This window comes from Pedococcus sp. (assembly GCF_036554925.1).
Classification (GTDB): Bacteria; Actinomycetota; Actinomycetes; order Actinomycetales; family Dermatophilaceae; genus Pedococcus_A.
Map to the genome: position 1 here is coordinate 1 of NZ_DATBMI010000216.1, position 7,968 is coordinate 7,968.

A 7,968-nucleotide genomic window follows, 5' to 3' on the forward strand; every position below is an offset into this window, starting at 1 on the left:
TGGCCGTTCACCCGGCTCGTCCACGTCTTCAGCGCACCGCTCGGCTACGTCACCCGCCCCTACATCGTCTACCGGAGCCGTGACGAGGACCGGGAGGGCACCCGGGCGCCGAAGCGGGGGTGGGAGAAGGTCAGCCGCTGAGCCGCGCTCAGCCCCAGGCCGGGGCGCGGGTCAGCTGGAGCTGGCTGACGCCGAGGTAGCCGGTGCGGAAGCCGGCCTCGCAGTAGGCCAGGTAGAACTCCCACATCCGCCGGAACGTCTCGTCGAACCCCTGCGCGTGGATGGCCGGCCACTCCTGGGTGAAGCGGTCGCGCCACAGCCGCAGCGTCCTCGCGTAGTGCGGCCCCAGCTCGCGCCGCTGGCTGACCCGCAGGCTGGTGTGCGCGGCCAGGGTCTCGTCGATGGCCTGCAGCGACGGGATGAGGCCACCCGGGAAGATGTACTTCTGGATCCAGCCGAACGACCGCCGGGTCGCGAGCATCCGCTCGTGGGCCATCGTGATCGCCTGGATCGACACCTTGCCGCCGGGGGCGAGGAGCCGGTCGATCGCGGCGAAGTAGGTCGGCCAGTACTCCTCGCCGACGGCCTCGATCATCTCCACACTGACGATTGCGTCGAAGTCGCCCACGACCTCCCGGTAGTCCTGCAGACGCAGGTCCACGCGGTGCGACACCCCCGCCTCTGCGACGCGCTTGGTCGCGAGGTCGAGCTGCTCCTGGGAGATGGTCACGGTGGTCACCTGCGCGCCACGCTGGGCCGCTCGGATCGCCAGGGCTCCCCAGCCGGTGCCGATCTCCAGGACGCGCGTCCCCTCGCGGACACCGGCGAAGTCCAGGATGCCGTCGATCTTGCGCAGCTGCGCCCCTTCGAGGTCACCCGCACCGACCAGGTCGACGTCGTCCGGGAACCACGCCGAGGAGTAGCTCATCGTGGGGTCGAGGAACGCGGCGAACAGGTCGTTGCTCAGGTCGTAGTGGGCCTCGATGTTGTCCCGCGACCCCTCGAGCGTGTTCTCGTGGTGCGCGGGGATGCGCTGGTCGACCACAGCGCGCAGCCGCTGCAGCGGCTGCGGCACGAGCGTCGTGAGCCGGGCCGCGAAGGGCGTCAGCAGGTCGGCGAGGTCGGTCCCGGGCCCGGCGCGCCAGTCCCCGGCCATGTAGGCCTCGCCGAAGCCGACCTTGGTGTCGCGGCCGAGCCGCGCGAAGAACGACCCCGGACGCACGATCTCGAAGACCGGTGCGGAGGGACCGGTGTCTCCGCCACAGCTCCGGCCGTCCGGCGTGACCACCCGCACCGGGACCATCCGGACGGCACGCTCGAAGATGCTTCGTGCGACCTTGGCGTGCAGCGGCGCCCGCGGGCTCCGTGCGAGCGAGGGCCAGTGCATGGTCGAGGAGACGGTCATTCGTCAGACACCTTCCTGGGGGGCGTGGTGAGGTCGGCGGACGACGGGGAGCCGCCTGACCCAGAGCCAGATGCCGTGGGCCCTGATCAGGGCCGAGACCCGTTGTGGCATCAAGGGGTTCGTGAGGACCTGCCGCAGGGTCGCCGCGCGCGTCGCCGGCTGCGGCACCCCTGCGAACGACGCCGTGAAGGCCGGTGCGCCGTCGCGCAGCAACGTGATGACGGCCGCGACCCGCTGCGGGGTGAGCGTGAAGCGCATCTCGTAGCGTCCGCTCACGTCGTTGAACGGGGAGACGTAGAACTGCTTGTCGACGCGCGTCCGTCCCTGCGCGTCGGGGTGCAGGAGGTAGACGTGGCGCTCGGCATACGTGTTGTGGACCTCGGCGACGACACACTCGAGCCGGCCGTCCTCCCGCAGGCACCAGAACACCGTCAGCGGGTCGAAGACGTGCCCGAGGACCCGGGCGTTGGCGAGCATGAGGACCCGGCCCCCCTCACCCAGGCGTATGCCGTGCAGCGCGAGGTAGTGGTCGACGTTCTCCCGCAGTGAGCGGGCGGGGTCGCCGAGGTGGTCGGAGGCACGGAAGGTCGCGAACGGCCGCAGGTACCACGGGGGGCTGGGGAGGGCGTCGAGGTCGACGAGCCACTGGTACACCCGGTGCCCGAAGCCGTGCCGCACCGCCGGACCCGGCCGGTGGTGCCGCACCTCCCCCACCACGAGTGACGGGAGCTCGGGCAGCGCGAGGGACGGTCCGTCGCCCGGCGCCGGCGCCGTCACGGTGCCGGGCGCGGCGTGCGTCACCAGTCCACCCCGAAGTGCCGGGCCGCCTCGACCCCGGACCGGCAGCCGTCCTCGTGGAACCCCCAGCCGTGGTACGCCCCGGCGAACACGGTGCGGTCCGTCGCGAGGGAGGCGAGCCGGGGCTGTGCAGCGACGGACTCGGCGGTGTAGAGCGGGTGCGCGTAGTCCATGACGGCGAGGACGCTGTCCGCGGCGATGCGGCTCCGCGCGTTCAACGTGACCAGGTGGGGCTCGGCCGACTCGTGGCCCTGCAGGCGGTTCATCCAGTAGGTCACCACCGGTGCGCCGCCGCGGGTGGAGCAGGAGTCCATGAGGTAGTTCCACGACGCCTTCGCCTGGGTGGCCCGGGGCAGCAGGGAGGCGTCGGTGTGCAGCACTGTCTCGTTCGGCGTGTAGCCGAACGACTTCAGGACGGCCACCTCGTCGCCGGTGGGGTCGGCGAGGAGGGAGAGCGCCTGGTCGGCATGGGTCGCCACGACCACCCTGTCGAAGCGGGCCGTCGCCCCGCTCGCGTCCTCCACCTCGACGAAGTCGCCATGACGCCACACGGCGGTGACCGGGCTGCCGGCCCGCACCGCCGGCAGCCGCGACGCGATCCGCTCGACGTAGGTCCGCGAGCCCCCGACGACGGTGAACCACTGGGGCGACCCGGTGACCCTGAGCATCCCGTGGTGGTCGAGGAAGCGGAAGAGGTAGCGCGCCGGGTAGAGCAGGGCGGTGTCCCCGCCTGAGGACCACACGCACGAGACGACCGGGACCGCGTAGTGGCTGACGAAGTGCTCGCTGAAGCCCTCGGCCCGCAGGAAGTCGCCGTAGGTCGTCGCGTCGGAGTCGTCCGTGCGCGCCAGGAAGGCCGTGGCGCGACGGTGGAACCGCCTCACCTGCAGGAGCATCCGCACGAAGCGCGGGTCGGCGAGGCGGCGCGGTTGGGCGAGGATTCCTCTCAGGCCGCGCCCGCCGGCGTACTCGAGCCCGCACTCCTCGCACCGGATGCTCATGCTCATCTCGGTGGGCCTGGCCTCCACCCCGAGCTCGGTGAACAGGCGGCGCAGCAGCGGGTAGGTGCGGTCGTTGTGGACGATGAAGCCGCTGTCGACCGCGTGGCTGCGGCCGCGGGAGTCGACGAGGTCGTGGGTGTGGGCGTGCCCGCCGAGGCGGTCCTCGGCCTCGAAGAGGGTGACGTCGTGGGTACGGGCGAGCAGGTAGGCCGCCGTCAGGCCGGAGACGCCCGCGCCGATGACCGCCACCGTCGGTCGCGCGGGCAGTGCTGGTCCAGTCATGACCGTCCTTCGATGCGTGGTCGGGAGCCGGATTGGTCCGGTCAGGGGATCTGCTGAGGCACAGCCTGCCCGCTACAGCGGCATCGCGCTCACGACGAGGCCGGCGGCCAGGGCGCCGCCGAGGACCCCGGACGTCACCCTGAGGCCGTAGCGGCGGCCTCCACTCGTGAAGGCGACCACGGCCTTCACCACTCCGCTGGCGACGAGCAGGGCGACGATGCCCCACCGCGCGTTCTCCAGGCTGATGTCGCCCGAGGCCGCCAGCTGGGAGATGCTCGCGGCCGACGCGTGGAGCTCCGCCAGCGCCGCGATCCCGGCCGTCACGAGGGCTCCGCTGTCGCCGAAGACCTGCTGCAGCCATGCGGACAGCAGGAGCACCACCGCGATGGCGGCGCCGAACGTCAGGGCCCAGCTCAGCCGGAACGCCCGGGCGGTGGGCTGGCCGGGCAGCGGCTCGGTCTCGTCGGGGGCGCGCCAGATCCCGACGATGCTCGCCGCCAGCAGCACGACACAGTTCGCCGCGAGGGCCCAGCCGACAGACCGGAGCAGCGCAGCAGAGCCTGCGCCGACGACCACGACGAAGAGCAGGTGGGAGGCGAGGTTGGCCAGCAGCGCGGCCGCCGCCGCCGGGCTGCGGATCTCAGGGGTGGCCCGGGCCCGCTGCCCGAAGCCGGCGACGGCAGCCGTGGAGGACGCGAACCCGGAGAAGAAGCCGGCCAGGGGCAGCCCCCAGCGCGCCCCGACCACCCGCAGCGCGACGTGGCCGGCAGCGCCCACCGCCATCACGAGCACGACGAACCTCCACAGCGACGCCGGGTTCAGGACACCCCACGGGTCCAGCGCACGGTCGGGCAGCAGCGGCCAGATCACCAGGATGGCGGCGGCCAGCAGCAGGAGGTCGCCCAGCTCGGTCTGCGTGAGGTAGTCCCGGCTGAAGCGGTGCAGCGGCCGCTTCGTGTGGAGCAGGACGGCCACGATGACCCCCACGCCGGAGGCCAGTGCCGCGTTCTCGACGGCGACGGCACCCAGCAGCAGGCTGACCAGCATCGTGACCTCGCCGGTGACCCCGGGGTCCGCGCTGTCGGTGCGCGTGTAGCTGACCACTGCGAGCGCCCCCACGGCGACAGCGGCAACGACGAGGAGGCGTGGGTCGAGGAGCAGCGCGAGGGCGCCTGACAGGCTGAGCAGCGCGTGCGTGCGCACCCCTGCCGCCGAGCGCAGCGACCCGTGGCCCTTGCGGCGCTCGCGCTCGACCCCGATCAGCAGACCGATGCCCAGCGCCGCGACGAGACCGGAGACCGTGGTCGCCGACACCTCCATGCGCCCAATCTCCCACGCACACCGGGCACAGGGACCGGGCTTGGGGCGACTCGCCGCCGCGCGGCCCCGCGGCCCACGTGTTGGGATGGGCGCAGACCCGACGCGCGACCCGCGGGGCCGGACGCGCCCCCCTCGCCGCCGGCTCACCGCAGCCGTCGCCCCCGCACGACCAGGAGGACCTCGTGAAGATCGAGCGCACCGTGACCGTCGACCGACCCCTGGGCGCCGTCTACGCCTACCTCGCCGACTTCAGCACGACGTCGGAGTGGGACCCGGGCACGGTCCGGACCGTCCGTGAGAGCGGCGACGGCGGCGTCGGGACCCGGTACCGCAACACCTCGAAGTTCGCCGGGAGGGAGACCGAGCTGACCTACGTCGTGGAGGACCGCCGCGAGAACGCGCTGATCCGCCTGCGCGGCGAGAACGCGACGGTGGTGGCTCACGACACCATGCGCTTCGACGCGGTGCCGGCAGGCGCCGGACCCGACCTCGGGACCCGGGTGACCTACACCGCCGACTTCGAGTTCAAGGGTCTGACTCGCTTCGTGGCGCCGCTGCTCGCCCCGGCCCTCAAGAGGCTCGGCGACGAAGCGGAGAAGGGCATGCGCGAGGCCCTCCTGCGGCTGTAGGGCGCGCCCTGTGGACCGGACCCCTCCTACGCCGACGGCGGCAGGTCGAGCTCGGCGGTGAAGCCGGTCCCCGCGTTCGCGAACGTCACCGAGTGGCCGTCGAGCTCGACCACGTCGCCGTCGATCCGGACCCGCTCGGGCGTGGCCCCGCGCACGACGAGCCGGAACGACTCGCGGGCGAACTCGGGGTAGCCCTCACCCTCCACCTCCGCCAGCACCTCGACCCGGCTGCCGGAGCGGGTCACGGTGAACGCGGTGCAGTACCTCTTGCCCTCGCCGGCCGCGAAGGTCAGCCCGTCGTCCTCGTGGAGCGTCGACGTGTGTGCGCCGTCCGTGGCCGGGACGAACAGGTGCAGCTCGACCGTGCGGGGGTGGTATCCCGCCGTCGTCGCCGGCGCCTCGGGCCACATCGGGATGACGGACCCGGCGCGGGCGAACACCGGGATGTGCTCCATCGGCGTGGGCACGAGGGCGAAGGACCCGCCGGCGTGCCGCTGCCCCGAGTTCCAGTCGTACCAGTCGCCCGCGGGGAGGTAGACCTGACGAGCGGTCTGCCCCGGCTCGACCACGGGGGCCACGAGGAGGTCGGGGCCGAAGAGGTACTCGTCGTCGATGTCGCGGACGAGCGGGTCGTCCTGGTAGTCGAACACCAGTGGCCGCTGCACGGGCGCACCCGTCTCGGAGGCCGTGATGAAGGTGGCGTAGATGTAGGGCAGCAGGCGGTAACGCAGCCGCAGTGCCTCTCGCACCAGGTCCTGCACCGTCTGGCCCCACGCCCAGGCGTACTGGTCGACGTTGCCGATGCCGGAGTGGTTGCGGCAGAAGGGAGTGAGGACGCCGTACTGCATCCAGCGCAGGTACAGCTCGGCCTGGGAGTTCCCCGCGAAGCCTCCGATGTCCGCTCCGACGAACGCCTGCCCGGACACCCCGAACCCGGTCGCCATGGGGATGCTGAGCCACAGGTGGTCCCAGCGAGAGACGTTGTCCCCCATCCAGTTCGCGGCATACCGCTGGATCCCGGCGAAGCCGGCCCGGGAGAGCACGAAGGTGCGCCTGTCCGGCATGGCCTCGAGCAGGCCCTGGGTCGTGCCCATGGCCATGAGCAGCGCGTACTGGTTGTGGAACCTCTCGTGCGACTGCGTCCCGTGGTCGAAGCGCATCCGGCCGGGGTCGATGTTGCCGGTCGCGGGCTCGTTCATGTCGTTCCAGATCCCGGCCAGCCCCGACTGCACGTGGGCCGCGTTCAGCTCGCCCCACCAGGCGCGGGCCTCCTCGGTGGCGAAGTCGGGGAAGGCGGTGTCACCCGGCCAGACCTGGCCGATGTAGACGTCGCCACCCTCGGTGCGGCACAGGACGTCGCGCTCCAGCGCCTGGTCGTACACCCAGTACCCCGGGTCGTGCTTCACGCCGGGGTCGATGATGGTGATGACCCGGAAACCGCTGTCCTGCAACCGCTTCAACATTCCCGGGGCGTCGGGGAAGGACTCGGTGTTCCAGGTGAAGACGCGGTAGCCGTCCATGTACTCGATGTCGAGCCACAGGGCGTCGCAGGGGATCTCGAGGTCACGGTGCCGCTGCGCCAGGGCCTCGACGGCGTCCTGCGAGTAGTCGAACCAGCGGCACTGGTGGTAGCCGAGGGACCACAGGGGCGGTGGGGAGGTGCGTCCGGTGAGCCAGGTGTAGGCGCTGAGGATCTCGGGCATCGACGGACCGGCGAAGATGTACTCGGTGTACTGCCCGCCCTCGAAGTGGATGCGGTACTCCTCGGGGTGGGAGAACTCGTACGCGCCGCGGTAGCTGTTGTCGACGAACGACCCCGACATGCCGCCCGCGGGATGGCCCTGGTGGTAGAAGAACGGGATCGACACGTAGTAGGGGTCGAACTCGGTGCTCGTCGGATCGGCCCGCGGGTCGTCGCCCGGCCTCCCCGCCGTGAACTCCCCCGTCGCGTCCGGGCTGAGGACGTCGGTGTTCCAGAGGGTGAAGTCACGGCCCTTGCGGTTCTGGTGGCCGGTCTTCTCGCCGAGCCCGTAGATCGCGTCCTCGTGGCGGCACCGCCGGCGGACCGTGAAGGCGTCGTTGAGCGTGGCATAGGCCCAGTACCGCCCCTGCGCGTCCTGAGCCGTCTCGACGACGGGCGTGCCGTCGGGCCGGTGCACGTCGAGGTGGAACGGGTCGAGGTGGAGCGAGAGCACGAGCGCCTCCGTGCGCAGCCGCACCACCCCGTCACCGCGCTCCACGGCGAAGCCGGGGGCACCCTCGAGCGGGTCGACGCACACGGCATACGTCGGCTCCTCGTCGAACCTGCCGCCCCGGCTGATCTTCACGCGGACCACGTCGTCGCGGACGACGTCCACCCGCAGCTGCTCCCCGTGCAGGGACGCCAGCAGGCCCCGGGGGGTCTCGTCGACCCCGTCGACCCGCTCGAAGCGGCGGTAGGTGTCGGTCGCGGTCATGGCGGTTCTCCTCGGCGCTGGTTGCAGGGGCCCGCACGAGCATGCCGGAAACCGCTCCGCAGCACCACGAGGGCCGG

Annotated in this window: 7 protein-coding genes; 2 read left to right on the top strand and 5 right to left on the bottom strand. The window is 72.0% G+C overall.

Annotation, left to right across the window (positions count from 1 at the left end):
* Positions 1-141, top strand: a 141-nt coding sequence (locus tag VIB11_RS16295; RefSeq protein ID WP_332032638.1) for a respiratory nitrate reductase subunit gamma, incomplete at its 5' end; no start/stop codon positions are given.
* Between the two features lie 7 nt (positions 142-148).
* Here VIB11_RS16295 and VIB11_RS16300 read toward each other — a convergent pair.
* The 4 genes from VIB11_RS16300 to VIB11_RS16315 all read right to left on the bottom strand — a co-directional run bounded on the left by VIB11_RS16300 (position 149) and on the right by VIB11_RS16315 (position 4,806).
* On the bottom strand, positions 149-1,405 hold the full coding sequence (locus tag VIB11_RS16300) for a cyclopropane-fatty-acyl-phospholipid synthase family protein (protein ID WP_332032626.1): 1,257 nt from the start codon (positions 1,403-1,405) through the stop codon (positions 149-151).
* A gap of 3 nt (positions 1,406-1,408) precedes the next feature.
* On the bottom strand, positions 1,409-2,206 hold the full coding sequence (locus tag VIB11_RS16305; protein ID WP_332032628.1) for a DUF1365 domain-containing protein: 798 nt from the start codon (positions 2,204-2,206) through the stop codon (positions 1,409-1,411).
* Positions 2,203-3,486 carry an NAD(P)/FAD-dependent oxidoreductase gene (locus tag VIB11_RS16310; RefSeq protein ID WP_332032630.1) on the bottom strand — a complete coding sequence of 428 codons (1,284 nt, stop codon included), beginning with the start codon at positions 3,484-3,486 and terminating at the stop codon, positions 2,203-2,205. Before VIB11_RS16310 ends, VIB11_RS16305 begins: the two co-directional genes overlap by 4 nt.
* Before the next feature lie 72 nt (positions 3,487-3,558).
* A complete protein-coding gene (locus VIB11_RS16315; RefSeq protein ID WP_332032632.1) occupies positions 3,559-4,806 on the bottom strand; it encodes an MgtC/SapB family protein in 1,248 nt (415 codons plus the stop codon).
* 182 nt (positions 4,807-4,988) lie between these two features.
* Between VIB11_RS16315 and VIB11_RS16320 the strand changes: the two genes are divergently transcribed.
* Positions 4,989-5,435 (top strand): SRPBCC family protein, encoded by a 447-nt coding sequence (locus VIB11_RS16320; RefSeq protein WP_332032634.1) that lies wholly within the window; start codon positions 4,989-4,991, stop codon positions 5,433-5,435.
* 26 nt (positions 5,436-5,461) lie between these two features.
* Here the strand turns inward: VIB11_RS16320 and VIB11_RS16325 are convergent, their stop codons facing one another.
* Positions 5,462-7,891 (bottom strand): TIM-barrel domain-containing protein, encoded by a 2,430-nt coding sequence (locus VIB11_RS16325; protein WP_332032636.1) that lies wholly within the window; start codon positions 7,889-7,891, stop codon positions 5,462-5,464.
* Positions 7,892-7,968: the final 77 nt, after the last annotated feature.

Bases quoted from the DNA above. Each gene is read 5' to 3' on its own strand.
- VIB11_RS16300 (WP_332032626.1), bottom strand. From the start codon at position 1,405: ATGACCGTCTCCTCGACCATGCACTGGCCCTCGCTCGCACGGAGCCCG.
- VIB11_RS16310 (WP_332032630.1), bottom strand. From the start codon at position 3,486: ATGACTGGACCAGCACTGCCCGCGCGACCGACGGTGGCGGTCATCGGC.
- VIB11_RS16315 (WP_332032632.1), bottom strand. From the start codon at position 4,806: ATGGAGGTGTCGGCGACCACGGTCTCCGGTCTCGTCGCGGCGCTGGGC.
- VIB11_RS16325 (WP_332032636.1), bottom strand. From the start codon at position 7,891: ATGACCGCGACCGACACCTACCGCCGCTTCGAGCGGGTCGACGGGGTC.